The organism is Ruegeria sp. AL2, assembly GCF_056540845.1.
On record NZ_JBQFXM010000003.1, the window covers coordinates 14,560 to 40,320 of the forward strand.

Below are 25,761 nucleotides of genomic sequence, written 5' to 3' on the forward strand. Positions count from 1 at the left end.
CGCCTGAGTTCTTTGCCCCGGAAACAGGCAAAACTCAGGTTTGCGCTTTGATCAGAGTGGAATACAGGCGGTGGCAGGACCGGCCATCTCGCTTGGCCTGATAAAGGGCGACGTCGGCGGCGTGAAGGATGTCGGCGGCTTTGGGAACCTTGAACTGGGTGGACAAGGCCGTTCCGATACTTGCAGAGATACAGCACGGTTGGTCCTGAAACATTATGGGTTCATTCAACCTCGCGATCAGGCGCCCGGCGATGGACTCCAGGGTTTCTTCCCGCGTCAGACCTTTGAAAATAATGACAAACTCATCCCCGCCGACCCGCGCGACCGTATCGTCTCCACGCGTCTCTTCAAGCATGATGCGGGCCGCCTGTTGCAGGACGTAATCCCCGGCAGCATGGCCCAGCCGATCATTCACGGATTTGAAGAAGTCCAAATCCAGATGCATAAGGGCGAATGTAGAATTTGTCAGGATCAGATGCCCCAGCAAATGATCCATCGCGCGGCGGTTCTTCAATCCTGTCAATGTATCGGTATATGCCTGCTCTTCCGCGGCTAGCATTGCCCCCTGAAGCCTGAGATTAAGTGAACGGGACGCTTCCATCGCGGCAGATTTGGCTTCGACCAGATACAACAGCTCGATCGCCAAGTCGGTGCCGGAAAAATCTGCGCTCGTCAGGGCGTAATCCCGAACCGCATCCAAAATCGAAATACCGAATGACAGATTGATGACTGCACCGCCCGTCTCGGGCAAGGGTGCGACCAGGCCTTTCAGGGTCGTACGTGGTTCATCGCGAAATCTCAGATGCAGTTTGGCACCGGCCATCGACATCAATGCGGGAAGGGTGGTGACTGTTCTGGGGCGGATCAGCTCGAACACGTCCAGAACTCCCAGCCCGACCAAAGGCAATTCGGGCCGCAACTTTTGCAATGTCGGGCCCGCTTGTTGAATGCATCCGCTGCGGTCCACCAACATGAACATCGGGCAAAGCGTTTCCAGAAGTTCGGCCAGTTCTTGGGTATGTGTCATCTGTTCCGAGCCCCCAGATCAAAATGGCGCCCCTCGGCAAAGGCGCTTTCGACCAAAATGATTGAAATGATTTCACAAAACTCCTGACGACCCTCATGCGACAGCATCACCAGCGCACCATAATCATCGGCCATCGCTCGTAGGACCCCGACCATAACACTGGAAAATCCCGGTAAGTCCGGAAGGCAGCACAACTGGTATTCCGTGGCTGAAAGCTCTCTCAACTCAAGCGCAGGCAAAGTCAGATCAGAGACAGCCAGTCTCACACGATCCGCAAGATCATCTAGGGAATGAAGAAACTCGACATAGGTGACACCCCCAAACCTGAGCAGTCGGCGCAGCCCTTCCATGTTCGGATGGGACACCAGATATGTTCCCAGATCTTCAAGGATTTCCGCCTGTGGTCGGTTGAGGTCAATACTCAGGGCCTCGAGCAACCGGGTCGTCATGTCATCGTCATAGATGAGCATGGCTTCAAACTCGACAAACCCAAGCCGCGCACCTTCGGTCACGCGAACCCAACAGGATTGCCCGTAGGTCGCGCCGACAAAGGATTGTATCGCCCGGTTGATCAGACCATGCATCGGATGCCTCAGATTGGTGTCCTTGGCACTGTGGTCTGAGAAACCTTAACAAATAGCCAAAATTCGCCCCGAGTTGCTGTGAATGCAGCGGAGTATCAAGACGACACTACCCACCATGTCAGAAGTCCGTCGGCGCGCCGCCTTCGGCCTTGCGGCGTTCGACGAACTCGGCCAGTTCCTCGCGAATACCATCGTCCATCGGAGGGGCTTCAAAGCTCGAGATGATCTCTTTGAACATGTGATGCGCACGCTCAGCCGTCCAGATGCCTCCGGCGGCCTCCCAGCCTTCATAGTTCTTCCAGTCACTCAGGAAGGGCTGGTAGAAGGCCGTGCTGTAGCGATCCTGTGTATGCTGGATGCCAAAAAAGTGACCGTCATTGCCAACCGCTCGAATTGCATCCAAAGCAATCTCATCCGGCCCGGTCGCGGTCAGATCAGGGTTCATATAGCGCTGAATTTGCTGCAAAACCTCGCAATCCATGATGAACTTTTCCGGGCTGGCGATCAGGCCGCCCTCCAGCCAACCGGCGGCGTGGTACACCATGTTGGTGCCTGACTGTACGGCCGCCCAGAGCGAGTTTGAGGTTTCCCACACGGATTGCCCGTCTGGCACATTGGCCGCACAAACACCGGATGAACGCAGCGGCAGCCCATAATATCGCGCCATCTGCCCGGTCATCTGTGTCGAGCGCATGTATTCCGGCGTCCCGAAAGCGGGCGCGCCTGATTTCATGTCCACATTGGATGTGAAAGTTCCGATTACACAGGGGATACCAGGGCGCACATATTGGAACAGAGCGATGGCGCACAAGGCTTCGGCCAGGGACTGTGCAACCGCACCTGCCATCGTTACTGGTGCCATTGCCCCCGCCAGCGTAAAGGGGGTTACGACAATCGCCTGCCCGCGCCGCGCCAATCTCAGGCAACCATCTATCATCGGATGGTCATGCTTCAACGGCGAGGTCGAGTTGATGTTGGTGTACATCCGTGGCGAGGCCTCGAATTCCTCGTGGCTGAGACCGCCCGCGATGCGCACCATCTCCATCACATCTTCAACACGTTCCTTACCCAACGAATAAGCGTGCATCGCCTTGTCGGTCAGGGTCAGCTTGTCATACAGCACATCCAGATGCCGGACACTGGCATGAATATCGACGGGTTCTACAGGATATCCGCCAGCGAAGTGAATACAGTTGAAGTACTGCGTCAGTTTCAGAAGATTCTGGCACATCTCGCGATTGCCCGGCACTTTCTTTCCGATTTCCATGTCCCAGTAATTGGGCGGAGATGAAACGTTGCCAAACAGGATATTCTTTCCACCTATCTCGATCCTGTGGTCAACATTTCGGGGGGTAATGGAAAACTGGCTGGGCGCCTTGGCGATCATCTCCATGACAAAATCGCGCCCCATGCGGACGTTGTCACCATTGATCGTGCACCCCGCTTCGCGCAGGATGCCGATTGCCTCTTCGTTGTAGAATTCGATCCCGATCTCTTCCAGAATACGCATGGCCCCTTCATGGATCGCTTCGATCCCGGCCTGATCCAGCGGTTCAGTCGGGCGATCTATATTGATGGGTGGGTCCCACGGCATCTGGTCAATCACCGCGCTACCCCTGCGCGCTGCCGCACCTGCGCGTCCTCCGCCGCGGCGTTTGCGTGTGTTGGTTTCGGCCATGGTTGCCTCCGTTCTGGCTTGGTACAAGCAAGACCCGAAGACGCGTTTCTGGCCGCTCCATCTGCGACAGAGCTTGTCGGTTTTCTATAATTGTTCGTCGATTTTCCGGATCAACACATCATTTTTCGGCCAGCCACGCTGGAATGTGACCGATATCCGGAAGGACCACATCCGCCATCGGTGCCAGCGCATCTGCTTCAGCCAATCCGGTCAAAACGCCAATGGTGATCATCCCGGCTGCGCGCCCCGCTTGCAGGTCATGAACACTGTCCCCCACCATTGCAATGCGCGACGGCTCGACCCCGACCTGTGCGGCAAAGGCCAGCAACTGACCTGGCCCGGGTTTGAACCCATGACCACTGTCATACCCGGCGACAAAATCGAAGTGTTCGCGTATTCCCGCAGATTCCAGATGCTGCAAAGCCGGATGCTCGCTGTCATTTGTCGCAAGGCCCAGTTTGATCCCGGATTGCTGCAACCCTTTCAGGAATGGACCCAACGGCACGGCAGGGGATTGAGGAGCCGCTGCGGCCTCGGCATTCATCATGTCTACAACTTCCTGCAATGTCACATCGTCAACATGCGCAGTAAGCACCTCGGCGATTTCTTCGACTGTTGCGGCTATCACAATGCTATCCGTGGAATACCGCTCTTGCTCGAAGTCAAATCCGATGATGCTGCCGAGTTCCACAGCCCGGTCTACATCCCCCTTTGTCAGACGCATCAGCAACGACCGCCCGAAGGTTCCCCAGGTTTTGGCAAAATCGAACAAAGTGCCATCCTTGTCGAAGACGATTGCTTCTATTGGCATCGCGTGCTCCTGCGGAAAAGGTGTTCAGGTCCAGTGTACATCGCCACCGCCTGACAGAACCGCCCGCGCTTGGGCAGGGTGATCATAGGCGATCGAGTTGGCGTCACAAAACGCCATGACCCACGAATCGTCAAGCACTAGAAAATCGAGAACCGAAGCCAGAAAGTCCCGGTCACCGGCCCGATTGCGAACATCCCCGATCGAAGCACCTGTCGAGCCAAGAAAGACAGGCAAAAGCTCGTCATTGCTGACCAGCCAACCCAAGGCCGTCAGAGCAAGAGTCTCGGCTGAATCGGGCGAAATGGACATAAACAGTGCTCGGATCAGGTGATGGAAAGAGTTTGTTAACCAGACTCATAAACAATTTGTTCACGCATGCAATCAACGGTGAACGACTATGTCTGTGCAAGGCACCATCCTTGTCCTCGACGGGGTATCAACCAACCGCATAATGCTGAAGGTTCAACTGACCGCTGCCTGGTATCACGTGGTACAGGGTGGAAAACTTGAAGGGCTACAAGCCCTTGCGCGTCGCGTTCAGCCGGACCTTGTACTGACGGCACAGACATTGCCCGACGGAACAGCCGCAGATGTCAAGAAAGCCCTTACCGAAGTATCTGGCCTGGATGACGTGCCCGTTGTCGTACTTGCAGCACAGAATGACAAAAACGCGCGCCTGCGTGCCCTGAAAGACGGGCTGGACGATGTGTTGACGCATCCTTTCAAAGATACGTTGCTGCTGGCACGCATTCGCAGCCTTTTGCGTGCGCGCGCAGTTACTCAAGATTTGCAGGTCAGCAACGGATCACAACCTATTGGATTTGGGGAACCCGCCCCTGTCATGATCACCCCCCCGAACGCGGCCCGGGTTGATATCTTGACCAATACTGTCCGAACCGGTGCCCTTTGGCACAAGGCCTTGCAAGGCCAGCACCATTTCGATCTGTCCTGGCACCTTCAATCGAACTTGCAGGGCGTTTTGTCCGGACCGATACCGGATGCGATTGTGGTCGAACTGGGCTCGCACCCGTCCGCGCTGAATATCCTTGCGGATCTCAGGTCACGGGCAGCAACCCGGAACACAGTCCTGATTGGCGTCTTGCAAGACTACGATGCCGTGCAGGCCTCAGAAGCGCTGGACAGAGGAGCAGACGCCGTGTGCCTGGGGGGGTTCTGCGCGCAAGAGATCCTGTTGCGGCTGAACAATCAGATTGCGCGCAAGGCGCGGCTTGATCATTTGCGCGTATCATTGAGAAAAGGGATCGCCGAGTCCTGGATTGATCCGCTGACCGGGTTGCACAATCGTCGTTACGCCATGCGGGCATTGGATCAGATCGTGCGCCAGTCTGCCCGTACCGGGTGTGGCTTTGCCGTCATGCTGGCGGATCTGGACCATTTCAAGGCCATCAATGACTGCCATGGCCACGGCGCCGGTGATTGTGTTCTGACGCTGGCCGCAAAACGCATGCAAAGCGCACTAGGATCCAAAGGTTTTGTCGCCCGTATCGGCGGTGAAGAGTTCATGTTCGCGGTGCCCGATGTGTCACAAAAGCAAGCCAGAAAACTGGCTGAGACCATCTGCGACAGCATTTGTCGCGCCCCGTTCCTGCTATCGGACCAAGTTTTACAGGTTAACGTCACGATCAGCATTGGGCTGGAGATGCCGCAATCGGGTCAGCCGGGAAAAGAACGCACGCCCGTTCCTGTAGAAGATATCCTGAAAGCCGCCGATAAAGCCCTTTACGCAGCAAAAAAAGCGGGGCGCAATCAGGTGAGTATCAGGCAAAGCGCCGCCTGAACCCGTCAATCCTTTTTCTTGTGTCCATGCGGCCCGCGTTCGACGATCTTTTGCAACCTGTCCGCATAAGACTGCCGCTCTGCGTCGCTCATGGCGGTGACGCGAGCCAGCCATCGTGTCTGCAAGGCTAGTTGCAGTTCTGCCGTTGCCTGCGACTGTTTCTGCAACAACACTTCAACGGCGACTGGTTCGAAGGGCACTGTGCGCAGTGCCAGGCTCAAGGCTTCAAAGTCCTGTCTGCGCCCCCTTAGGTCTTTTTCGCGTAGCGCAGACAGTTCCCCTCGCATCGCTTTTCGATCATCTTTCGGCAAAGAGCGATATAGCGCCGGGCCGAATCCCGGCGGTGCCTCGGTGTGATCTCCATCCTTCAGGCGCAGCACAGTTCCGACTGCAACACCGACAACCAACAGGTTCAGAGCCAATGACAAGACCAGCAATACTGTCATCCACCGGCGTTTCGGTTTAGGGGCAGCGTTCATTCTGTGCTCTCCAGAAAACTCGTGTCATATCCAAGGTCAGCCACAAAAAGAGCCGTCTCTTGCGAGGTCAGCAGATTAGCAGGGTCGGGCAGGAACCCCGGCGCGGAAAAGCCGATCCAGAGCCCCGCCGCACTGGCGGCGATCAAGCCGCCCACCCCCTGCCAGCCACCAACGTTGTCCATCATTCGATGCCAGATCGAAGATTGAGGTCGAGGTTCAGGCCCTAGGCGACTAAGACGGAGTTTTTCAGCATCTGTCTGGATGCGCACGGCCAGATCGTCGGGCAGCGCCGGTCGGCTCTGCCGAGCCTGCGCAAACAAATGATCCAGTTCCAGGTTTTCATCCGTCATCGTCATACCCCAGTTCTTCACGTCGCCCGGCCAGTATCGCGGTCAGACTTCGTTTGCCCCGCGCGGTCAAGCTTTCAACCGCTTCCACTGAAATTCCCATGATCCCGGCAATTTCAGTGTTGGGCAACTCTTCGATGTGGCGCAGAACCACAGCCTGCTTCTGCCTTTCTGGCAGCTCCGCCAGGGCAAGCTGCAACGCGTCCACGCGGGCTTCATCCTGCAGTCGGTCGGCCACGCTGGCTTTGCCATCTTCCGGCTCAGGAATATCCGACAACCTGCCGGGGGCCTTCCTGCGCCGGATGTCCACACACAGGTTCAGCGTTACGCGATACAGCCATGTCGAAACTTTGGCCTGACCCGGCACCCAATCCGGCGCCATCTGCCACAACCGCATCATCGCCTCCTGCGTTACGTCTTCTGCCTCGGCCCGATTGCCCAACATACGCAACGCAACGGAATAACAAAGCGGCCCAAGGCGATCGGTTAAAACCCGCGCAGCCTGTGCGTCACCATCAGCGAATTGGCTCAGCAACACATCGTCGCTGAGAGAGCTCGCGGTGCAATCCGCACCGCGAACATCGTGTAGGTGGGAGGTCAGGTCCTCCACCCTGCTTCAGTTGTCGATTGCACCTGACTTATGGTTCTTTTTCTTATGGTGCCGTCCCATCCGGTCTTTGGCATCGGCAAATTCCTGTTCCGATATTCCACCACTGTTATCTGCATCCATCCGGTCAAACATCTTGTCACCCCGGCGCGGTTTCGGCAACTCGTCCTGGCTTAGGAACCCGTCATTGTTCGCATCGTTGTTTTCGAACATTTTGGCGACCCGGTCGTTTGCTTTTTTCTGCGCAGCAGCCTGCATCTCCTCTAGGCTGAGCTGGCCGTCCCCATCGGTATCCGCGGCTGAGAAACGCTCGGTGTAATGTGCTTCCATCTCCTGCTGCGTCACTTGACCATCGCCATTGGCATCCAATTCCTGAAAGGACACTGGCTCACGACCACCCGGACCAGCCGCCAGAACGGACGTGCCGGTGATTGCAACACCCGACAGGACAATCGCCGTGATGAACTTTGCATTTTTCATTTCGGTTTTCCCTTGTTGACGCGGCCTGAGTGCCGCTGCTCATAACCATTCAAACGCGCGAGGCAGGGAATTCCGTCGCGGTGCCAGCAACTTTTTTTGAACCAGCGCGGTATTTCACGACGTGGTTCACCTGAGGTGCGTTGCAAAGCGACGCACCCCCCTTTAAAAACCACCCGTTCAGGCGCATTATCCGCCAAAGATTACTGCGCGAGTTATATTATGACGGATCAGACGATCGACACCACAACCCAGAACGAGCGAGAAACCTGGCCTGCATTGGTCAAAGGGTTTCGGTGCAAGTGCCCAAATTGCGGTGAAGGCAAGCTGTTGCACAGCTACCTGAAGGTGAATGACACCTGCTCGAACTGTGGGCAGGAACTGTTTCACCATCGCGCCGATGATGGCCCAGCTTATCTGACGATCCTGCTGGTCGGGCACCTGTTGGCCCCGGCCCTGCACGTCTCGTATGTGAACTGGCGCCCGGACCCATGGGTGATGGCCATCGGGTTTTCCATTGCTTGCGTTGCACTGTCGCTGTTTTTGCTCCCCCGTCTGAAAGGCGCTGTGGTCGCTTATCAGTGGGCGCGTCGTATGCACGGTTTTGGCAACGATTCATGAGCCGGAAGAAGCGATTGTTTTCCGCATGACGACCGACAAGACCGCCATCCGCGATGCCGCAACCGTCATCGTGCTGCGAAACAGGTGGACCAATCCGTCGATCCTGATGGGTCAACGTGGGTCCAAGGCCGTGTTCATGCCCAACAAATTCGTGTTCCCCGGTGGAGCTGTCGATCCGGCGGATGCAGATGTACCGCTTGCGACCGCACTGCCTGACCTGTGTTTTGAGCGGTTGGCGGAACAGGCGGAATCCGGAAAACAACACGCCCTTGCCGCCGCAGCAATTCGCGAGCTTTGGGAAGAGACTGGACTTGTCCTTGGCCAGACAGGACACTGGCCGGGCAGCGTTCCTGACGACTGGCAAAGCTTTTTCGCCATGGGTTACGTGCCGTCGGCAGCTGCGCTGCAATTTGTTTTTCGCGCAGTCACACCGCCCGGCCGCCCCCGCCGCTTCGATGCGCGGTTTTTTCTGGTCGATGCCGATGCGCTGCAGGGCGATCTGGATGATTTCAGCCATGCCTCGGACGAGCTGTCGCATCTGCAATGGGTGGAACTGGATCGGGCGCGTGAACTGGATCTGCCGTTTATCACTGAGGTTGTTCTGGCCGAGGTCGCAGCCCGTGTGACCTCACCCGAGCCGCCAGTATCGGTTCCGTTCTATCAGAACAACGAAGAAGCCAATCTGTTCCTGCGGCTCAGAGGCTATCCGATGCCCGAGCACGACTGACCAATCAGTTTCACCGCATCCGGCTGACAACCACCGTCACTTCGGGTTTTTTGCCGATTTCCACTTTTGCCGTCTGACGCACGATCCGGCGCATTTCGTCTTCCAGCTTGTCGTCATCTCGTAGGGTCTTGGCCGCCGCCCGCATTAGGAACTGGTTCAGGTCTTCTTCCAACACTTCGACCAATCCGGCGCGGGACGTTCCGACCTCGGGCAGGCCCATCGTGTCGCACCACGGTTCGCCCAGCGGCTCGTCTTCTTCATCCAGAACAACCGTCACAGTAACATGGCCGTTCAGAGCCATGCGAATACGGTCCCGTACCACGCCGTCCAACGCACCGATTTTCACCGTACCGTCCAGATAGGTACGCCCGGATTCGACATAGTCGACCACCACGGGTGCATTGCCGCTGAGGTCCAGCATGGTGCCGTTCACGGCCAGCACACCCGTTCTGCCGCCCTGCTCAGCCAGTTTGACATGCTCGCGCAGGTGCCGGTGCTCTCCATGCATTGGGATCACAATTTGCGGATCGATCAGCGCGTGCACCTTCTCAAGATCAGGTCGGTTCGCATGGCCAGAGACGTGATAGAGGCCCGAGCTGTCATCCACCACATCCACGCCCTTTTCACTGAGCTGGTTCATGATGAAAATCACGCCACGTTCGTTTCCCGGAATGGTTTTCGACGAAAACAAGAACAGGTCGCCTTCGGACAGTTCCAGACCACGGTACTTGCCACGGGCCAGTTGCGCGCTTGCCGCACGGCGTTCGCCCTGGCTGCCAGTCACGATCAGCATCAGGTTCTGGCGCGGCAGATCCAACGCTTCTTCCGCGCTGATCACCTTGGGGAAGTCCGACAGGATACCGGTTTCGGTCGCAGCTTCGATCATCCGCCGCATTGCGCGCCCTAGCAACACAACCGAACGCCCCGCGCGCGCGCCCGCCTCGGCCAATGTTTTGACCCGTGCCACGTTCGACGCGAAGGTGGTTGCCACAACCATACCCTCGGCGCTTTCAACCAGTTTGGTAATCTCTGGCCCGACCTCGGATTCCGAACGGCCCGGATGCGCCGCGAAAACATTCGTGCTGTCGCAAACCAACGCCTTGACGCCCGGCTTGGCAATCTCGGCCCACAGGTCGGGATCAAAGGCTTCGCCCACAACTGGGTTTGCATCTAGCTTGAAATCACCCGAGTGCACCACGCGCCCTGCGGGCGTGTCGATGACCAAAGCAGCACTTTCCGGGATCGAATGTGAAACCGGAAGGAAGCCCACCGTAAACGGTCCGACTGAGATCGTTTCGGGCCAAGAGGACACGGTTGTCACCGCATCGGTCGGGTGCGCGTATTCTTCCATCTTGCGACGCGCGATATTGGCCGTGAAAGCCCGGGCATAAATCGGAGCTCCCAGTGCCTCATAGCAATGAGCCACGGCGCCGACATGGTCTTCATGCGCATGGGTGATGAAAACGCCATCCAGCCGGTCGGCCCGTTCTTTCAACCAAGAAATATCCGCATAGATCAGGTCGACGCCCGGTGTTGTGTCCATATCGGGAAAGGTGACACCCAGATCCACCAGGATCAGGCGTTCCTGCCCGGGCTGACCATATCCGTACACGTAGGCATTCATACCAATTTCGCCCGCGCCGCCCAGCGGCAGGTAGATCAATCTTTCACTGCTCATATCGAGCCATTATCCTTGTTATAGCGATGAATCACGGTCAAGCCGTGCATCGTCAAATCATCTTCGATTACGTCGAACCCCACGTCGGCCTGATCGAACAAGGGGGCCAACCCTCCGGTTCCCACGACTTTCATCGGCATTCCATATTCGGCCTTGATCCGCGCGATCAGCCCCTCGATCAGGCCGGAATATCCCCAATACACGCCCGACTGGATACAACCAACCGTATTTGTACCGATCACCTTCTCGGGTCGCGTTATGTCGATATGCGGCAGTGCAGCTGCGCCCTGGTGCAAAGCCTCAAGGCTGAGGTTCACACCCGGAGCGATGACGCCCCCTACATAGGCACCGTCCGCGGCGACAACGTCGAAATTTGTTGCTGTACCAAAGTCCACCACGACGACATTGCCGCCATGACGGTCAAATGCGCCAACCGCGTTGGCCAGTCGATCCGGGCCCGGCACAGTTCCTTGATCCACACGCGGAGGCACGGGCAACAGGCAGTCCGGCCTTCCCACCACCAGCGGCCTGCACCCAAAAAAGCGATCAGCAAAGATGCGCAGGTTGAACACGACGCGCGGCACGGTCGAGGCAATGATGACATCCGAGATATTCGCCTCGATCCCGTAATGTTTCACCAGCGTCGAATACCAGGTGAAATAGGCGTCCGCCGTGCGTGCGTGATGGGTCGAGGTACGCAGGGTGCACAGAAATTCCTGACCGTCCCAGATTGAGAAGACTGTATTGGTATTGCCGCAATCAATGGCAAGAAGCATTTGCGCCCCTTTCAGAAATAGACATCCGCCGCAGGAATGCTCACGCGGCCTTTGGCGGTGTTTAAGACAAGGTTACCGCTTGCGTCTACCGTTTCGAAGGTCCCAACCGTCTCGGACGTTCCGGTACGGGCCGTGATAACCTCGCCCAGCCGGGCAGCACGGGACAGCCACGCAGTGCGAATGGGTTCGAACCCGTAGGTAACAAACTGAGTTTCATATTTGGCATAGGCTGAAGCAAGCTCGGTCAGAAAATCCTCGGGCGTGACGTTTGCTCCGGTTTCCGACAACAGCGAGACGGGACGGATCGCGCCCGGTTCTACCGCGTCGGCGTCTGGGGCGTTGGCCAAATTCACGCCAATACCGATCGACAGATGCGCTACACCGCGCCCCTGACCGGCGCTTTCCAGCAAAATACCAGCAAGCTTACCTCCGTTCAGCAGTACGTCATTGGGCCATTTCAACGACAGCCCCGCCGCACGCCCCGTCACAGAGACACAAGCGTCAAACAGAGCCAGTGCCGCAACAAAACTGCGCAGAGCCGCCTGTTCTGGAGCACCTTCAGGGCGCATCAAAAGGGTCGCGGCAAGGTTGCCCATAGGGTTGGCCCATGACCGTCCGCGTCGCCCACGCGCAGCCGTCTGATGATGCGCCATGATCCACACAGGACCACGGGCATTGGGGGCAATCCGCGCTGCTTCGTTGAGTGTGCTATCAACTTCCTGCACCTCGTGCAGGCCATAGCCTTGTGGCCACTTGGTCATATCAAAAAGGCCCGGTCACGCGACCGAGCCCCCTCTTTCAGATTGTGCAAAACGTTCAGTTGACAAGAGTTGCCGCCGCAGCCGCTGCCGCGCCCTCGATCCCAAACTGATAGAAGACCCCGATCAGCATCAGCGCCGCGGACCCCATCAGGGCGACCCACAGAACGGGTGTCGACCGCGTTTCAATCGGGTCTTCGTTCTCGGCCCCGAAATACATGTAGAACACAATCCGCAGGTAATAGAAGGCGCCAATTACCGATGCGATGGCTGAAACTACAACAAGGCCGGTCAAATCGGCACTTACACCAGCCCGCCAAACACCAAACTTCGCAAAGAAACCCAGCATCGGTGGCACACCGGCAAGCGAGAACATCAGGATCAGAACAGCAAGGGCCTTGCCCGGATCACGTTTGGAATACTGGCGCAGCGCATCAATGTCAGTGACGGGTTTGCCGTCGCGTTCCATCATCAGGATAAACGCAAACGTGCCGATGTTCATGGTCACGTAAATCGCCAGATACATCAGCATCGCCTGAATACCCAACTCGGTGCCTGCCGCCAGACCGATCAGCGCATAGCCCATATGGGCAATCGACGAGAACGCCATCAGTCGCTTGATGTCGCGCTGACCAATTGCGGCAACCGCCCCCAGCAGCATCGACAGCACCGACAGCAAAACGATCACTTGCTGCCAGTCTTTGACCACACCTCCGAAGGCGTCATGCAGCAGGCGTGCAAACAAGGCCATTGCCGCGACTTTCGGGGCGGTGGCAAAAAAGGCCGTAATTGGCGTAGGCGACCCTTCATAGACATCCGGTGTCCACATATGGAACGGAACAGCCGAAACCTTGAATGCCAGACCCGAAATCAGGAAGATCAGGCCAAACAACAGACCAACCGAGACGTCCCCATGATGGACCGTCTGAATAATGCCCGAGAACAGTGTCGTGCCTGTGAACCCGTAAACCAGCGAAGCACCATACAGCAGCAGACCTGAACTGAGGGCGCCCAGAACAAAGTATTTCAGCCCTGCTTCGGTTGATTTCGCGCTGTCACGACGCAGCGCAGCAACAACATACAGCGCAAGGGATTGCAGCTCGAGTCCCATGTAAAGAGACATCAGATCGCCCGCGCTCACCATCATCATCATACCGACGGCTGCAAGGGCCACCAGCAACGGATATTCAAAGCGCAGCAGACCCCGGCGCGCCATGTATTCCTGGCTCATCACCAGCACGGCACCTGCCGACAAAAGGATGGCAACTTTGGCAAAACGCGCGAACCCGTCATCCACGAACATGCCATTGAAGGCTACGTTGGTGCCACTGCCCTGGGTAGCGATCCAGATCGCCAGAACCGCCATCAGGCCCGCCGTGGTCCAGACCAGAACCGAAGCCAGCCCGTCTTTCGAGGTGTAGACAGCCCCCAACAGAGCCACCATCGCATAGATCGCCAGAACGATTTCCGGCAGGATAATTGTCAGATCAGCCTGGATCATGTCTCCAAAGCTCCCTTAATGCGAAGCGGCAGTCTGGGTCGCAGCCTTAGCCGCGGCCAGAGCCGTGTCATAGTTCGAAATGAGTGCCGTCGTCGATTGGCCGATCACATCGGTCACCAGCGACGGGTAAACGCCCAGAAGGATGGTCATCACGATCAGCGGGGCAAAAATCAGCCGCTCGCGCGAGCTCATGTCCGTCATCGCCTTCAGGCTTTCCTTGATCAGGTCCCCAAAGACAACGCGACGGTAGAGCCACAGCGCGTAGGCTGCCGAGAAGATCACACCGGTCGCCGCAACAGCGGTCACCCAGGTGTTGACTTGGAATGTGCCCATGAGTGTCAGGAACTCACCGATGAACCCGCTGGTGCCCGGCAGTCCGACATTGGCCATGGTGAACAGCATGAAGACCAGTGCATAGGCGGGCATCCGGATGACCAGACCGCCATAGGCATCGATATCCCGTGTGTGCATCCGGTCATAGATCACACCGACGCAAAGAAACAGTGCGGCAGAGATAAAGCCGTGGCTCAGCATCTGGAAAATCGCGCCGTCAATGCCTTGCTGGTTCGCAGCAAAGATGCCCATCGTGACAAAGCCCATATGCGCGACCGAAGAATACGCGATCAGCTTTTTCATGTCTTCCTGCACCAGTGCCACCAGCGAGGTATAGACAACCGCTATAGCTGACATCCAAAGCACAAGATCAGTCATCACCGCCGAGCCAACCGGGAACATCGGCAGGCTGAACCGCAGGAAGCCGTAGCCTCCCATCTTCAACAGGATCGCGGCCAGCACGACCGAGCCCGCCGTCGGCGCTTGAACGTGCGCATCGGGCAACCAGGTGTGCACCGGCCACATCGGCATTTTCACCGCAAAAGACGCGAAGAAGGCCAGGAACATCAGCGTTTGCATACCGCCGGTGACATAGATGCCCAACACGCTGAAACTCTCGGATGCGAACTGATGGGCCATCAGCGCTTCGATATCCGTGGTGCCCGCGTCAGCATACATTGCGACCATGGCCACCAGCATCAGCACCGAGCCAAGGAAGGTGTAAAGGAAGAACTTGAAGCTGGCATAGATACGATCCTTGCCGCCCCAGATACCGATGATCAGGAACATCGGGATCAGACCCGCCTCGAAGAACAGGTAGAACAGCACCAGGTCCAGCGCCATGAACACGCCCAGCATGAGCGTTTCCAGCAGCAAGAAAGCAATCATGTATTCTTTGACGCGGTCCGTCACATTCCAGCTGGCCAGAATGGTCAGCGGCATGATGAAAGTGGTCAGCAGCACGAACAGAACGCTGATTCCATCCACACCCATCTTGTATTTCAGGCCCATCAGCCATTCACCCTCTTCCACCATCTGGAAACCGGTGTTCGAAGGATCAAAGCCTGTGTAGATGCCAATTGACACCAGAAACGTCACAGTTGTCGCCAGCAATGCAATCCACTTGGCGTTGCGCTGCGCTGCAACGTCGCTGCCGTGCAGGAACAGCGCCAGAATGCCTGCTGCAATGGCGGGGATAAAGGTGACAATAGATAGGATATTGTCCATTAGTGTGCGCCTCCGCCGATCGACATCCAGGTGACAAGGGCCGCAATGCCCAAAACCATCCAGAAGGCGTAAGTAAAGATGTACCCGGTCTGCGCCTTGCCTGCGAGGCGGGTGAAGAAGGGAACCACGCCCATAGCAACCCCATTCAGGAAGCCGTCAATCGTGTTGCCGTCACCGCGTTTCCATAAGAACCGGCCAAGGGCGACAGTGGGTTTGACAAAGATCGCGTCGTAGATTTCGTCGAAATACCATTTGTTCAGCAGGAACAGGTACAGCGGACGCTGGTTTGCTGCCAAACGTGTGGGCAGAGACGTGTTCACGATGTAGAACCAATAGGCCACGATAAAGCCAAGCACCATCGCAACGAATGGTGAAACCTTGACCCATTTCGGAGCCGCATGCGCATCGTCCAGAATGTGGTTGTCCGGCGCCATATAAAGCGCCCCTTCACCCGGCTCGCCCGCAAACACATAATGGTGGTCCCCGCCCTCTGCGGCATTCTCACCATGCGCGGCGTCATCAGCATGGCTGTCATCGGCAAGGCTGTCTTCGCCGTGCGACGCATCCGCCGCCGCGTGATCACCGACCTCGGCATGCTCTGAGGCTTCTGCAACCGGAATACCGTAGAATTTGCCGACCTTATCCGCATGGCCAAAGAAGTTTCCGTACCAGATCATGCCCGCGAATACCGCACCCAGCGACAGTACACCCAGCGGCACCAGCATGACCATCGGGCTTTCATGTGCGTGATCATGCGTGTGCTTGTCGCCGCGCGGCTCGCCATAGAAGGTCAGGAAGATCAGACGCCAGCTGTAGAACGAGGTGAACGCGGCAGCGACGACCAACAACCAGAAGCCATAGCTTGACCCGCCCGCATAGGCGCTCTCGATAATTGCGTCTTTTGACAGGAAACCGGCAAAACCAAAGGTGGTCAGCGGTATACCAACACCGGTAATCGCCAGGGTACCGATCATCATCGCCCAGAAGGTGTAGGGGATCTTTTTGCGCAGACCGCCATATTCGGTCATCTCCTGTTCGTGATGCATCGCGTGGATCACGGAACCGGCCCCAAGGAACAACAACGCCTTGAAAAAGGCATGCGTAAACAGGTGGAACATCGCCGCCGAATACATGCCCACGCCCGCCGCCACAAACATGTAGCCTAGCTGCGAACAGGTCGAATACGCGATGACACGTTTGATATCGGTCTGAACCAGACCAACAGTGGCAGCGAAGAACGCGGTTGAGGCGCCAAGAACAGTGATGAACCCTGTCGCGCCCGGTGCGAACTCCATCAGCGGGGACATGCGGCAGACCAAAAAGACGCCTGCGGTCACCATGGTCGCAGCGTGGATCAGCGCTGACACAGGCGTCGGGCCTTCCATCGCGTCCGGCAACCACGTGTGCAGGATCAACTGCGCCGATTTACCCATGGCACCGATGAACAGCAGAACGCAGATCACTTCGATCGCGGTCCATTCCCCCCACAGGAAATGCAGCTTCTCTTCTGCCAGCGTAGGAGCAGAGGCAAAGATATCCGAGAAGTTGATACTGTCGGTCAGGAAGAACAGCGCGAAGATGCCCAGAGCAAACCCAAAGTCGCCAACCCGGTTGACCACAAAGGCCTTGATTGCCGCCGCATTGGCCGAAGGCTTGCGATAATAGAACCCGATCAGCAGGTATGAGGCGACGCCGACGCCCTCCCAGCCAAAGAACATCTGCACCAGATTATCCGCCGTCACCAGCATCAGCATGGCGAAAGTGAAGAAGGACAGATAGGCGAAGAAACGTGGCTTATAACTTTCGCCTTCGCGCCATTGCGGGTCGTGATCCATGTAGCCGAAGGAATACAGGTGTACGAGCGCCGAGACGGTCGTCACAACGATCAGCATGATTGCCGTCAGTCGGTCCAGACGGACGGCCCAGCTTGTCGAAAGCGAGCCGCTTTCGATCCAGCGCATGATCTCGATCTGCTGCGTGTGCCCGTCGAAGGTGAAGAACACGATCCAGGACAGCAGACAGGCCAGGAACAGCAGGCCCGTCGCCGTCCACATGGCAGCTTTCTGGCCAATGAACTTCCAGCCGAACCCGCAAAGCAGCGCGCCCACCAGCGGGGCAAAGAGGATGGTGGTTTCCATGTTCCCTTACCCCTTCATCATATTGACGTCTTCAACCGCGATCGTACCGCGGTTGCGGAAGAAACAGACCAGAATGGCCAGACCAATCGCCGCCTCGGCCGCCGCAACGGTCAGCACGAACAGCGTAAACACCTGCCCGACCAGATCGCCGAGGAAACTGGAAAACGCCACAAGGTTGATATTCACCGCCAACAGCATCAGTTCGATGCTCATCAGCAGGATGATGACGTTCTTGCGGTTCAGGAAGAGACCGAAGATGCCGATGACGAACAGCGTCGCCGCGACCGTGAGGTAGTGTTCAAGTCCGATCATCGTCTCATAGTCCCTCGAATTTCTCTTTCCCGTTGCGAAGTTCTGGGAACGCCGCCGCGCAGGCACAGTTTTCTTTCGATTCCGTGTATTCTTCGACTTGGAAAGCTCTCCGCACAAAGGTCGCTTTCACAGATTCCCACGAATGGCTTGCATCGACTTCGGCTAGTTTTTGTAGGGAGTCACTAGCCTCGTCAGTCCGATCCAACAATGTGTTGTCGTATTCCCTGTTGAGTCGCGTCACGACTCTAAGTGTTTGCCCGGTCTCGCAAGCTGAAATTTTTAGAAATTCCGATTCCGTGCATCCCAGTTCGTCGTCGCAAAGACCGCCAACTTCGTAGAACGCTAAAACTCCGTCACCGATTACTTGGTGCTCGGTTGCAATCCAATGATGTGACAATAACGGTTGGCCGTCGCACTCCGCTATTGGAAACGCGACTGCAGACAAGGGTACGCTTGCCAATGCTAAGCCGAATATGCCCGAGTTAATTTTCACAACCCCTGCCCCGGTTTCACGTCCTTCAACTCCATCGCCTTGGCCGGGTCACGCATCATCTGGCCGATAATGTCCTGACGTTTGATGTCCTTGCGGTGGCGCAGCGTCAGAACGATGGCGCCGATCATGGCCACCAGCAGGATCAGGCCCGCCAGTTGGAACAGAAGGAAATATTGATCGTAAAGGATGAGGCCAAGCGCCTCGGTGTTGTGGCGGTCTGTCGGGACCGGCTGGGCCAGATTGGCCGCAGCACCCTGTGCGCTGTCCCATGCCCCGAAGGCCATGACAAACTGCATCAGAATGATCAGACCAATCAGCAGGGCCAGCGGCATATAGCGCGCCATTTCGGCCTTGAGCTCGGCAAAGTCCACGTCCAGCATCATCACCACGAAGAGGAACAGAACCGCGACCGCGCCGACATAGACGATGACCAGCAGCATCGCCACGAACTCGGCCCCCAGCAGCACGAACAGCCCTGCCGAGGACAGAAACGCCAGGATCAGCCACAGGACCGAGTGCACCGGTTGGCGGCTGATCACCGTGAACAGCCCGCCGGTGATGGCGCTGATGGCAAACAGGTAGAAGGCAAAGACGGTCATTGATCCTCATCCTCGTTGTCGCCCATGACCTCTTGCGCCAGATCCAGCGCGCGGGTCATGGCCGGGATGCCGGCAAAGACCGACATCTGACCGATCGTTTCCACGATCTCTTGTTTCTTCGCGCCCGCTTCCAGCGCATGACGCACGGTCTGGCGCACGGCCGAATCCGCCTGCGCACCCTGGCAGGTCAGCCCGGCCAGCGTCAGAAGCAGACGCGTTTTGGCATCCAGCCCGTCCTTGTTGACGGTGTTGCCGAACATCATTTCCATGACCTCTTTGGGCATGGTTGGCCACAGCGCCTCGAACCCCTTGGGCGAGAAGCTTTCCATCGCCGGGTTCATCGCCTTGGCCATGTCCTGAGCTTGCTTCATCATCAGCTCGAACGGATTTGTCGGGCTGTCACTCATCGGTACGGTGCGTCCAGTTCCAGATTGCGCGCGATCTCGGCTTCCCAGCGCTCGCCGTTCGACAGGAGTTTTTCCTTGTCGTAGAACAGCTCTTCCCGGGTTTCCGTCGCGAATTCAAAGTTCGGGCCTTCGACGATGGCATCAACCGGGCATGCCTCTTGGCAGAAGCCGCAATAGATGCACTTGGTCATGTCGATATCATAGCGCGTGGTGCGGCGGCTGCCGTCTTCTCGCGGTTCAGCATCGATAGTGATGGCCTGTGCCGGGCAGACCGCCTCGCACAGTTTACACGCGATGCAGCGCTCTTCACCGTTTGGATAGCGGCGCAGGGCGTGTTCACCGCGGAAACGAGGGGACAGAGGGCCTTTTTCGTGCGGATAGTTCAGGGTGGCCTTGGGGGCGAAGAAGTACTTCAGGCCCAGTTTGAAGCCGACCCAGAAATCCTGAAGCAGAAAGTACTTGGCAGCGCGGGTGTAATCGATGTTTGCCATATCAGCCTCCTACGCTCCAACGGGCGAATGCGCCCCAGAACCAGTCGAATTTCGCCGCAAAGGCCACAAAGACCACCCAAACCAGCGAGAACGGCAGGAAAACTTTCCAGCCCAATCGCATCAGCTGGTCATAGCGGTAGCGAGGCGTGATGGCCTTGACCATCGCGAAGATGAAGAAGAAGAACGCCATCTTGGCGACCATCCACAACACGCCATCGGGCAGGCCCGGGATTGGCGACAGCCAGCCGCCGAAGAACAGCAGCGAGGTCAGCGCGCACATCAGGAAGATCGCGATGTATTCACCGGCCATGAACAGCAGGAAGGGTGTGGCCGAATATTCGACCTGATAACCCGCCACCAGTTCCGATTCCGCTTCGGGCAGGTCAAACGGTGGTCGGTTGGTCTCGGCCAGCGCCGAAATGAAGAACAGAAAGACCATCGGGAAATGCGGCAGCCAGTACCAGCTGAAGAAGCCGAACGACCCATCCTGCGCGCGGACGATGTCACCAAAGTTCATCGACCCGGTCGAGATGATCACACCGATGATGATCAGACCGATGGAAACCTCGTATGAGATCATCTGCGCGGCTGAGCGCAACGAGCCCAAGAACGGGTACTTTGAGTTCGACGCCCAACCACCCATGATCACGCCATAAACCTCAAGCGAGGACACGGCGAAGACATAGAGGATTGCGACGTTGATGTCCGACAGGACCCAGCCATCATTGAACGGGATCACCGCCCAGGCGATCATCGCCAACACGAAAGAGGTGAGCGGCGCGAGGATGAAAACCGTGCGGTCGGCCCCCGCGGGGATCACGACCTCTTTGACGACGTATTTCAACGCATCCGCCACCGATTGCAGCAGACCGTAAACGCCGACCACGTTAGGGCCGCGGCGCATCTGGACAGCGGCCCAGATCTTGCGGTCGCCATAAACAAGGAACAACAGCGAGATCATCACGAAGGCAACAACAGCAAGCACTTGCGCCAGAATGATGATGGCTATTCCGCCGGGGGTGTTAAAGAATTCAGCCATTGGTCCTCACACCGTGGGTATTCCGTTTTTCGCGCGCGATGCAAAGGCCCGATGCCTGCGCAAACTGCGGCTGGGTCGGCGCGTTGGTGTAAACAGCATCTGCCGCCATTGCGCCACCCTTTTTCTTTCGTTTCACGCACATTTCCGGCGCAGTCAGGTGCCACCCGACCACAGCGCTGGTTTGCGATATGAAACTGCTTTCGTTCATTCCGCCGCAATCTTCTCAGCTTTGCGGGCTTGCGCCTGCGCCGAAAGCTCGGCCATCAGTTGCGAGGCCCGAGCGATCGGGTTGGTCAGATAGAAATCCTTGATCGCATTGCGGAAGGTCGCCTTGCCCAAAGACCCGGCCTCCAGCGCTTGAACCTCATTCTCGATCACCTCGTCGATGCGGGCCAGATGGGGAACCGCCTCGATCAAGGCTGTGCGCAACTGCGCAAGCGAGTCATAGGGGAGTGTCGCCCCCAGCTCAGCCGACAGCGCACGCAGGATGGCCCAGTTTTCCTTGGCCTCACCAGGCGCAAACCCAGCGCGCATCGCCAGTTGCGGGCGGCCTTCCATGTTCACGAACAGACCGTTTTCCTCGGTATATGCCGCGCCCGGCAGGATCACATCTGCGCGATGCGCGCCCCGATCCCCGTGGCTGCCCTGATAAATCACAAAGGCGCCTTCGCCGATTTCGACCTCATCCGCACCAAGGTTATAGATCACATCCGCAGCATTTATTGCTTCCATACCGCCATCGTTGGTGGCGTCCACATCCATCGCGCCCACGCGCGACGCCGCAGTGTGCAAAATGATCAGGCCGCTTTCCGTATTTGCGGCAATTGTTTGCGCGGCAGCCAGAACAGCTCCTCCGTCCGCCTCCTGCAGCGCTCCCTGCCCGACGATGACCAGCGAGCGTTTACCCCTGATTTCATCGTCGCCGCCCATGTCGACAACCTTTTGCAGCGCTGCGCGATCATCGCCCACATGATGGTACCCATAAGTCAGATCGACCGCTGGACCCACCAAAGCGACTTCGGCCCCGTGCGCCCACGCCTTGCGGATACGCGCGTTCAAAACCGGTGCTTCATCGCGCGGGTTGGTGCCAATCAGAAGAATACGCTCGGCCGTATCGATGACTTCAATCGCGGCGGTCCCGGCATATCCGCCACGGTTCCCGACCGGAAGCTTGGCCCCATCGGTGCGGCACTCAACAACTCCGCCTTGCCCTTCGATCATCTGTTTCAATGCGAATGCGGCCTCGACCGGTACCAGATCACCGACGATACCGGCTGGCTTCTCAGCACCTTTCAGCGCTTCTGCGGCCTTGGTAAGTGCTTCGGACCATGAGGCCGGGCGCAGCTTGCCGTTTTCGCGGATGTAAGGTTTGTCCAGTCGCTGACGCCGCAACCCGTCCCAGACAAAGCGGGTTTTGTCGCTGATCCACTCTTCATTCACTCCGTCATGATTGCGAGGAAGGAAGCGCATCACCTCGCGCCCTTTGGTATCGACACGAATGTTCGATCCCAGCGCGTCCATAACGTCGATGCTTTCGGTTTTGGTCAATTCCCACGGGCGCGCCGTAAACGCATAAGGTTTCGAGGTCAGCGCCCCAACCGGGCACAGGTCGATAATGTTGCCCTGCAGGTTCGAATCCAGCGTCTGGTTCAGATACGAGGTGATCTCGGCATCCTCACCGCGCCCTGTCTGACCCATCTGAGTGATCCCAGCGACTTCGGTGGTAAAGCGCACGCAACGGGTGCAACTGATGCAGCGGGTCATTGCCGTGCCCACAAGCGGTCCCAGATCCAGATCATCAACCGCGCGCTTGGCTTCCTTGAACCGCGAACCGGACAGGCCATAAGCCATCGCCTGATCCTGAAGATCGCATTCGCCGCCCTGATCGCAGATCGGGCAATCCAGCGGATGGTTGATCAGCAGGAACTCCATCACACCTTCGCGGGCCTTTTTGACCATGGGAGAGTTCGTCTTGACCACCGGTGGCTGCCCTTCTGGCCCCGGGCGCAGGTCACGCACCTGCATCGCGCAGGATGCAGCCGGTTTCGGCGGACCGCCCACCACTTCAACCAGACACATCCGGCAGTTTCCCGCAATCGACAGACGCTCGTGATAGCAGAAACGCGGCACCTCGACCCCGGCCTGCTCACAGGCCTGTATCAGGGTCATCGCACCTTCGACTTCGATTTCCTGCCCGTCGATATTGATCTTGCGGAGGTCAGACATGGCTCTCAGTTCGCTCTCAAATAAACGCCAATGGCGCTGTTTCTTTGGATTTCCTTCTGCCCCAAAGAGCAGAATGTTTTGGGGTTGTCGTAGGACACGCCGTTTTTCGCCAGATAAGCCTCGCCCTTGGCCCGCATCCGATCCTTTTCAGCATCCGACTCGACATATGAGCGGATTTCCGTGTCCGAGTACCCCAGATTATTCGCTTTGGACCGCAGTCCCCACATCACACTGATCGCTTTCAATCGCCGCCCGCTGATCGACGGGCAGAACTCGGAAATCTCATTTGCAATGGCGATGTAGTAGAGTTCGTTGTCGATCTCTTTGACATCCCTCAAGGGCGGCTTTGCTTCTACAACCGTCGGCAAGGCCATCAGCGATGCGAGGGCGGCTAGTTTTGTAACAGACATGGGTTTTCCTTTCGTCTTGGACTGTCCAAGACGAAGCGGTTCGCGGCTGCTAGGCAATAACACCCTGCCCGCCCACCGGAGATATGGAAAAACACCGGTCATGGCCGCTGGCAGGTTCCTGCAAATGTCAGTTGATCATTGCTGATGCTAAGGTTCTGCGGGTCTGTATCCGGACCCACCGTCCACGAAATCCGAGACGATCCGAAGTTCTGGATGCAGAATTTGGTTCCTTCATGACGTCCGGCCTCGCGCGCACCATCGAGTGAAGCAGAGACGCCTTTGACGACAACCGTAAAGTCCGCGGGCGAGGTCTTCTTGTCGACCACCTTCGCCTTGGTTCTGAACGACTTGCCATCAAACAAAAGCCGATCTGCCGACGGTTTAACCAGACCGCAAGCGGAAACACCAGCCAATGCCAGCGCAACAATAAGGGCTTTGGGGGCCTTCATACTTTCCCTCTTTGTTTTCTGTTCCGCAGCGTCGCTATCAAAACGCCGCGACCAATGCCATAAGCCCGATCACGAACATGCACGCCCATCCGATCACATACAAAATTGTCCGCGAGCCGCTGGTTGGCTTGCCGATCCCCTTCAAGTGCACCACCAGCATCGCCAAGCGCGCAACCAGCGCCACCGAGGCCAGCAGGTTTACCCAGAACGGGCTGACGCCCAGCAGAATCGCCGCTGTAATGACTGTCACAAACGCAGGAAGTGTCTCCGTCCCGTTCAGATAGGCCCGGTTCAGACGATACGCCTTGTCGGCATAATCCTGGTCAGGTGTCGCACCGGGTGCCAGCCCCTTGGCTTGTTTGGCCAGTGCCGAAAACGGCGCCAGAAACAATACAACCAGCGTGAAAAGCACAACCGACGCAATTGCGTGGCTATATTCTGCAAACACTTCCATCTCGTTCACTCCGCTGCCATCGCACCCATACGGCCCGATTTCTGAGCCTTGATGCGGTCTTCGATCTCTTCCCGGAAATTCCGGATCAGGCCCTGGATCGGCCAGGCGGCCGCATCGCCCAAGGCGCAGATCGTGTGTCCTTCGACCTGTTTGGTCACGTCAAACAACATGTCGATCTCTTCCAGCTCAGCTTCACCACGCACCAGACGATCCATCACACGCATCATCCAGCCGGTGCCTTCGCGACACGGCGTACACTGACCACAGCTTTCATGCTTGTAAAACTTCGACAGGCGCCAGATCGCCTTGATGATGTCGGTGGATTTGTCCATCACAATCACCGCTGCCGTGCCCAGACCCGAACCCAGATCGTTGCGCAAGTAATCGAAATCCATGATCGCGTCGCGCATGTTTTCACCGCGCACGCAGGGAACCGAGGATCCACCAGGGATAACCGCCAGCAGATTATCCCACCCGCCGCGAATGCCGCCGCAATGGGTTTCGATCAGCTGTTCGAACGGGATCGACATCGCCTCTTCGACGACGCAAGGGTTGTTCACGTGGCCCGAGATCGCAAATAGCTTGGTACCTGCGTTGTTCTGACGACCAAATCCAGCGAACCAATCCGCACCCCGTCGCAAGATGGTCGGCACCACCGCGATGGATTCCACGTTGTTCACAGTGGTCGGACATCCGTACAGCCCCGCGCCTGCCGGGAACGGAGGTTTCATCCGCGGCATACCCTTCTTACCCTCAAGGCTTTCGATCAGGGCGGTTTCCTCGCCACAAATATAAGCCCCTGCCCCGTGATGAAGGAAAAGATCGAAATCCCAGCCCGAACCAGCGGCGTTTTTGCCAAGAAGCCCCGCGTCATAGGCCTCGTCAATCGCGGCCTGCAATGCCTCACGCTCGCGGATATATTCGCCGCGCAGGTAGATATAGCAGGTATGCGCGTTCATCGCGAAAGAGGCGATCAGACACCCTTCAATCAGCGTGTGGGGATCATGGCGCATGATCTCACGGTCTTTGCAGGTGCCGGGCTCGGACTCATCGGCATTCACAACCAGATAGGAAGGGCGACCGTCACTTTCCTTTGGCATGAACGACCATTTCAGGCCAGTTGGGAAGCCCGCACCGCCGCGTCCGCGCAGCCCGGAATCCTTCATTGTCTGAATGATCCAGTCCCGGCCCTTTTCAATCAGGCCAGCTGTGCCGTCCCAATGCCCGCGGGCTTGCGCGCCTTTCAGCGTGCGTTCGTGCATCCCGTAGATGTTGGTAAAGATCCGGTCCTGATCCTTCAGCATCATTCGTTAC

Annotated in this window: 30 protein-coding genes; 3 read left to right on the forward strand and 27 right to left on the reverse strand. The window is 57.4% G+C overall.

Translation table 11 applies throughout. The annotated features are described in order from the left end of the window. Window positions 1–34: 34 nt before the first annotated feature. The 5 genes from ACR0ID_RS05895 to ACR0ID_RS05915 all read right to left on the reverse strand — a co-directional run bounded on the left by ACR0ID_RS05895 (window position 35) and on the right by ACR0ID_RS05915 (window position 4,409). A complete protein-coding gene (locus ACR0ID_RS05895) occupies window positions 35–1,027 on the reverse strand; it encodes a diguanylate cyclase domain-containing protein (RefSeq protein ID WP_480604351.1) in 993 nt (330 codons plus the stop codon). Further along, the gene (locus tag ACR0ID_RS05900; protein WP_480604353.1) at window positions 1,024–1,611 is read right to left on the reverse strand and encodes a heme NO-binding domain-containing protein; all 588 of its coding nucleotides are present in this window, start codon (window positions 1,609–1,611) and stop codon (window positions 1,024–1,026) included. The genes ACR0ID_RS05895 and ACR0ID_RS05900 overlap by 4 nt, the downstream gene beginning before the upstream one ends. 118 nt (window positions 1,612–1,729) lie before the next feature. Further along, complete coding sequence (locus ACR0ID_RS05905) at window positions 1,730–3,289, reverse strand: trimethylamine methyltransferase family protein (RefSeq protein ID WP_480476126.1); 1,560 nt, start codon at window positions 3,287–3,289, stop codon at window positions 1,730–1,732. Window positions 3,290–3,407: 118 nt separating this feature from the next. After that, on the reverse strand, window positions 3,408–4,100 hold the full coding sequence (locus ACR0ID_RS05910) for an HAD family hydrolase (protein ID WP_480604355.1): 693 nt from the start codon (window positions 4,098–4,100) through the stop codon (window positions 3,408–3,410). A gap of 24 nt (window positions 4,101–4,124) precedes the next feature. After that, window positions 4,125–4,409 carry a DUF3572 domain-containing protein gene (locus tag ACR0ID_RS05915; protein ID WP_480476122.1) on the reverse strand — a complete coding sequence of 95 codons (285 nt, stop codon included), beginning with the start codon at window positions 4,407–4,409 and terminating at the stop codon, window positions 4,125–4,127. Between the two features lie 88 nt (window positions 4,410–4,497). Here ACR0ID_RS05915 and ACR0ID_RS05920 point away from each other — a divergent pair, with 88 nt between their 5' ends. After that, complete coding sequence (locus ACR0ID_RS05920) at window positions 4,498–5,898, forward strand: diguanylate cyclase domain-containing protein (protein ID WP_480604357.1); 1,401 nt, start codon at window positions 4,498–4,500, stop codon at window positions 5,896–5,898. A gap of 5 nt (window positions 5,899–5,903) precedes the next feature. Here ACR0ID_RS05920 and ACR0ID_RS05925 read toward each other — a convergent pair whose 3' ends face one another. The 4 genes from ACR0ID_RS05925 to ACR0ID_RS05940 are packed head-to-tail and all read right to left on the reverse strand — an operon-like array spanning window position 5,904 to window position 7,811. Further along, window positions 5,904–6,377, reverse strand: a complete 474-nt coding sequence (locus tag ACR0ID_RS05925) for a periplasmic heavy metal sensor (RefSeq protein ID WP_480604359.1) — start codon at window positions 6,375–6,377, stop codon at window positions 5,904–5,906. Next, entirely contained in the window at window positions 6,374–6,727 is a 354-nt protein-coding gene (locus ACR0ID_RS05930; RefSeq protein ID WP_480604361.1) for a hypothetical protein, read from the reverse strand. The genes ACR0ID_RS05925 and ACR0ID_RS05930 overlap by 4 nt, the downstream gene beginning before the upstream one ends. Then, the gene (locus tag ACR0ID_RS05935) at window positions 6,717–7,334 is read right to left on the reverse strand and encodes an RNA polymerase sigma factor (RefSeq protein ID WP_480516414.1); all 618 of its coding nucleotides are present in this window, start codon (window positions 7,332–7,334) and stop codon (window positions 6,717–6,719) included. The genes ACR0ID_RS05930 and ACR0ID_RS05935 overlap by 11 nt, the downstream gene beginning before the upstream one ends. A 6-nt stretch (window positions 7,335–7,340) precedes the next feature. After that, on the reverse strand, window positions 7,341–7,811 hold the full coding sequence (locus ACR0ID_RS05940) for an EF-hand domain-containing protein (RefSeq protein ID WP_480516412.1): 471 nt from the start codon (window positions 7,809–7,811) through the stop codon (window positions 7,341–7,343). A 219-nt stretch (window positions 7,812–8,030) separates the two neighbouring features. Between ACR0ID_RS05940 and ACR0ID_RS05945 the strand changes: the two genes are divergently transcribed. Together ACR0ID_RS05945 and ACR0ID_RS05950 are read left to right on the forward strand one after the other, a co-directional pair. Next, window positions 8,031–8,429 (forward strand): DUF983 domain-containing protein, encoded by a 399-nt coding sequence (locus ACR0ID_RS05945; RefSeq protein WP_480516410.1) that lies wholly within the window; start codon window positions 8,031–8,033, stop codon window positions 8,427–8,429. A gap of 25 nt (window positions 8,430–8,454) precedes the next feature. Beyond that, window positions 8,455–9,156: an NUDIX hydrolase gene (locus ACR0ID_RS05950; protein ID WP_480554127.1), complete on the forward strand. Its 702-nt coding sequence runs from the start codon at window positions 8,455–8,457 to the stop codon at window positions 9,154–9,156. Between the two features lie 10 nt (window positions 9,157–9,166). Here the strand turns inward: ACR0ID_RS05950 and ACR0ID_RS05955 are convergent, their stop codons facing one another. The 18 genes from ACR0ID_RS05955 to nuoF form a co-directional block, all read right to left on the reverse strand. Further along, on the reverse strand, window positions 9,167–10,834 hold the full coding sequence (locus tag ACR0ID_RS05955) for a ribonuclease J (protein WP_480604364.1): 1,668 nt from the start codon (window positions 10,832–10,834) through the stop codon (window positions 9,167–9,169). Next, on the reverse strand, window positions 10,831–11,610 hold the full coding sequence (locus ACR0ID_RS05960) for a type III pantothenate kinase (protein ID WP_480604365.1): 780 nt from the start codon (window positions 11,608–11,610) through the stop codon (window positions 10,831–10,833). Before ACR0ID_RS05960 ends, ACR0ID_RS05955 begins: the two co-directional genes overlap by 4 nt. A gap of 11 nt (window positions 11,611–11,621) precedes the next feature. Further along, window positions 11,622–12,371, reverse strand: a complete 750-nt coding sequence (locus ACR0ID_RS05965) for a biotin--[acetyl-CoA-carboxylase] ligase (RefSeq protein WP_480545719.1) — start codon at window positions 12,369–12,371, stop codon at window positions 11,622–11,624. A 55-nt stretch (window positions 12,372–12,426) separates the two neighbouring features. Beyond that, window positions 12,427–13,869: an NADH-quinone oxidoreductase subunit NuoN gene (nuoN, locus tag ACR0ID_RS05970; protein ID WP_480476104.1), complete on the reverse strand. Its 1,443-nt coding sequence runs from the start codon at window positions 13,867–13,869 to the stop codon at window positions 12,427–12,429. Window positions 13,870–13,884: 15 nt separating this feature from the next. Continuing rightward, complete coding sequence (locus ACR0ID_RS05975; protein WP_480476102.1) at window positions 13,885–15,429, reverse strand: NADH-quinone oxidoreductase subunit M; 1,545 nt, start codon at window positions 15,427–15,429, stop codon at window positions 13,885–13,887. Beyond that, on the reverse strand, window positions 15,429–17,567 hold the full coding sequence (gene nuoL / locus ACR0ID_RS05980; protein WP_480604368.1) for an NADH-quinone oxidoreductase subunit L: 2,139 nt from the start codon (window positions 17,565–17,567) through the stop codon (window positions 15,429–15,431). Before nuoL ends, ACR0ID_RS05975 begins: the two co-directional genes overlap by 1 nt. Before the next feature lie 6 nt (window positions 17,568–17,573). Next, a complete protein-coding gene (gene nuoK / locus ACR0ID_RS05985; protein ID WP_005984024.1) occupies window positions 17,574–17,879 on the reverse strand; it encodes an NADH-quinone oxidoreductase subunit NuoK in 306 nt (101 codons plus the stop codon). A gap of 4 nt (window positions 17,880–17,883) precedes the next feature. Beyond that, window positions 17,884–18,372, reverse strand: coding sequence for a hypothetical protein (locus tag ACR0ID_RS05990; protein WP_480545722.1), 489 nt, complete (start codon window positions 18,370–18,372; stop codon window positions 17,884–17,886). Further along, the gene (locus ACR0ID_RS05995; RefSeq protein WP_480516396.1) at window positions 18,369–18,971 is read right to left on the reverse strand and encodes an NADH-quinone oxidoreductase subunit J; all 603 of its coding nucleotides are present in this window, start codon (window positions 18,969–18,971) and stop codon (window positions 18,369–18,371) included. Before ACR0ID_RS05995 ends, ACR0ID_RS05990 begins: the two co-directional genes overlap by 4 nt. Next, on the reverse strand, window positions 18,968–19,378 hold the full coding sequence (locus ACR0ID_RS06000) for a carboxymuconolactone decarboxylase family protein (protein ID WP_170476531.1): 411 nt from the start codon (window positions 19,376–19,378) through the stop codon (window positions 18,968–18,970). Before ACR0ID_RS06000 ends, ACR0ID_RS05995 begins: the two co-directional genes overlap by 4 nt. Continuing rightward, window positions 19,375–19,869: an NADH-quinone oxidoreductase subunit NuoI gene (nuoI, locus tag ACR0ID_RS06005; RefSeq protein ID WP_014874163.1), complete on the reverse strand. Its 495-nt coding sequence runs from the start codon at window positions 19,867–19,869 to the stop codon at window positions 19,375–19,377. The genes ACR0ID_RS06000 and nuoI overlap by 4 nt, the downstream gene beginning before the upstream one ends. A gap of 1 nt (window position 19,870) precedes the next feature. Beyond that, window positions 19,871–20,908, reverse strand: a complete 1,038-nt coding sequence (gene nuoH, locus ACR0ID_RS06010) for an NADH-quinone oxidoreductase subunit NuoH (protein ID WP_117868407.1) — start codon at window positions 20,906–20,908, stop codon at window positions 19,871–19,873. After that, window positions 20,901–21,116, reverse strand: coding sequence for a hypothetical protein (locus tag ACR0ID_RS06015; protein WP_480604370.1), 216 nt, complete (start codon window positions 21,114–21,116; stop codon window positions 20,901–20,903). The genes nuoH and ACR0ID_RS06015 overlap by 8 nt, the downstream gene beginning before the upstream one ends. After that, window positions 21,113–23,134, reverse strand: a complete 2,022-nt coding sequence (gene nuoG, locus ACR0ID_RS06020) for an NADH-quinone oxidoreductase subunit NuoG (protein ID WP_480604372.1) — start codon at window positions 23,132–23,134, stop codon at window positions 21,113–21,115. The genes ACR0ID_RS06015 and nuoG overlap by 4 nt, the downstream gene beginning before the upstream one ends. A 5-nt stretch (window positions 23,135–23,139) precedes the next feature. Next, a complete protein-coding gene (locus ACR0ID_RS06025) occupies window positions 23,140–23,544 on the reverse strand; it encodes a DUF5333 domain-containing protein (protein ID WP_480604374.1) in 405 nt (134 codons plus the stop codon). A 98-nt stretch (window positions 23,545–23,642) separates the two neighbouring features. Then, a complete protein-coding gene (locus ACR0ID_RS06030; protein WP_480493846.1) occupies window positions 23,643–23,993 on the reverse strand; it encodes a hypothetical protein in 351 nt (116 codons plus the stop codon). 37 nt (window positions 23,994–24,030) lie between these two features. After that, entirely contained in the window at window positions 24,031–24,447 is a 417-nt protein-coding gene (locus ACR0ID_RS06035) for an MAPEG family protein (RefSeq protein WP_480604376.1), read from the reverse strand. Window positions 24,448–24,452: 5 nt separating this feature from the next. Beyond that, window positions 24,453–25,751, reverse strand: coding sequence for an NADH-quinone oxidoreductase subunit NuoF (nuoF, locus tag ACR0ID_RS06040; RefSeq protein ID WP_209504919.1), 1,299 nt, complete (start codon window positions 25,749–25,751; stop codon window positions 24,453–24,455). Window positions 25,752–25,761 lie beyond the last annotated feature (10 nt).